Source organism: Planktothrix sp. FACHB-1355, from assembly GCF_014748295.1.
GTDB lineage: Bacteria > Cyanobacteriota > Cyanobacteriia > Cyanobacteriales > Aerosakkonemataceae > Aerosakkonema > Aerosakkonema funiforme_A.
The window spans coordinates 1-1790 of the sequence record NZ_JACJUP010001293.1; the positions used below are offsets into that span (position 1 = coordinate 1).

The following is a 1790-nucleotide window of genomic DNA, read 5'->3' on the forward strand; positions in this document are numbered from 1 at the left end:
CGCTCTTCCGATCTTTCAGGTTGACCTGCAATTACCATCATATCAGGATAGGTAAAGCGGTTGAATCTAGGTATCCACAAACGCACATCGCCGATGAAAACTTCATAATCTCGTCCTCGCAGTTGCAAACTCAAGGCAATTAACATATTTCTAGCAATCCGATTGTGATTTGTAGTTCCACCCGTCATCGGTACTATCTCTCCATCGTGATATTCACTTTTGTATTCTGCTGTCTCTTCCAGTGCTAAATATTCCTCTGGCGTGTAGTAACTTTGTTGTGTTGATTGTAGAGTAGCTGTCATGGTTATTTTTACCCAACTTAACTCTTGCCTTGTTTTTAGTTTAACATGAGGAAGCCGATCGCTCTTACTCTCCCCCCTCCTCTTCTCGATCGATTTCCTCAAAATTCACTTTCTCATAAATATCAGATATCGGTACTTCTAACTGAAATGAATTAAACACTAACGCGGTATCTTCTCGATCGTAAAATCAGAATGCGATCGCACTTTTTCCCTTTCTCCATACCGTTCCCTGAAATACACACAATAAACCCGGTTTCTTGAAGAAACCGGGTTTATGTTAAACTGCTTTTACGAAAAGCGCGATCGCACTTCCTCCCCAAATCAATCAACTCAAATCCTCAGACTTTTTCACCCCTTCTTCCGTTATCAACTCCGCCTTTACTTGAATTATTTCCGCCGCCGGAGGTAAAGCAGCATTTTGTTGCTCTTCTTCCGCTTCTTTTTCTAACTCTTCCGCTCGCTCTTTTAGCTGCTCGGCAATATCTTGAGCCTTCTCTTTCACTTGTGCAGTTAAGTCTTGTACCCCCCGTTTTAAAGCTTGGAACTCTGCCTGAGTTTTCTTATAATCTTCCTTAAAAATTTCTGCAACTTGACCCAGTTTTTCCTGCAATCCGCCGTATGGCTGCGGTTCTTCGACAGCCTCATTTTTCACAATCAACCGTTTGCTACCAATGCTGCGAATATCTGTCAGCGCAATCAAGTAGACAACATTTAAAATGCCACGCCAACCGCTAGATGCAAATAAATAATTGACTACATCACCAGTTTGCGGAACTATTAAATAATCTACTAACTTACCCGCCTTATTCCCAGCTTCCGTCCATACCTCATGACCGACTAGAGAATATATATCATCAGATTTTTCCGGGTCTGCAAATTCTTCGGGGTTGAAATCCACCATTATGCTATCAGCACCAATTGATTGAATTTGCCCCCAGGTAAACGATCGTTTCTTACTTCCCAAAATACCTGACTTACAGGTGAAACCCTCAACTTGGTTAGTTTTAGGATTCAGCCATAGGCTGTTAACACGTCCGAATTCTTCCGCTGTGCGGCGATCCAGCACCAGCCGATCGATCAATTCGCTATGGCGAATAAGTGATTGTTCTGTATTCATAAGCTAACTCCTAGTTACATTAAATAATAATTGCACTATTGTTTGAATTAGACTTAGAATTAAGCGATATCTGCTATTGTACCCTACCAAGCCGCTTTTTCCCTAAAATAGGGCGTCCCTTACATAAGTATACATCTTGAGCGCCACTCCATGTCCCCCCACAGCACTAAATCAGCGCCACGAAGAAAGCTCTCCAGCTTAAAAAAAATATGTCGCTATTTTCTATTTTCGTCTTTATCAACTTTCACTATCCTCACCATTGCTTACTTCACACCTACTAAATGGTGTAATTATTCCCAAAACGCTTGTCATTATACTATCTGCGTTTCTAACACAGGAATTCATACAAATATCGTTGTTCCAGTCAAAAA

At 41.3% G+C, this 1790-nt stretch carries 2 protein-coding genes and 1 pseudogene; 1 reads left to right on the forward strand and 2 read right to left on the reverse strand.

The window, feature by feature from the left end; all coding sequences use genetic code 11:
- Together H6S82_RS31710 and H6S82_RS31715 are read right to left on the reverse strand one after the other, a co-directional pair.
- Window positions 1–302, reverse strand: a 302-nt coding sequence (locus H6S82_RS31710) for a Uma2 family endonuclease (protein ID WP_191057383.1), incomplete at its 3' end; no start/stop codon positions are given.
- A gap of 325 nt (window positions 303–627) precedes the next feature.
- Entirely contained in the window at window positions 628–1419 is a 792-nt protein-coding gene (locus H6S82_RS31715) for a PRC-barrel domain-containing protein (RefSeq protein ID WP_190467348.1), read from the reverse strand.
- Window positions 1420–1569: 150 nt separating this feature from the next.
- Here H6S82_RS31715 and H6S82_RS33160 point away from each other — a divergent pair.
- Window positions 1570–1790 (forward strand): annotated as a pseudogene (locus H6S82_RS33160) (DUF2459 domain-containing protein); the annotation flags it as partial.

What these genes read in the sequence shown, in the direction of transcription:
- H6S82_RS31715 (WP_190467348.1), bottom strand. Translation starts at nt 1,419, where the DNA reads ATGAATACAGAACAATCACTTATTCGCCATAGCGAATTGATCGATCGG.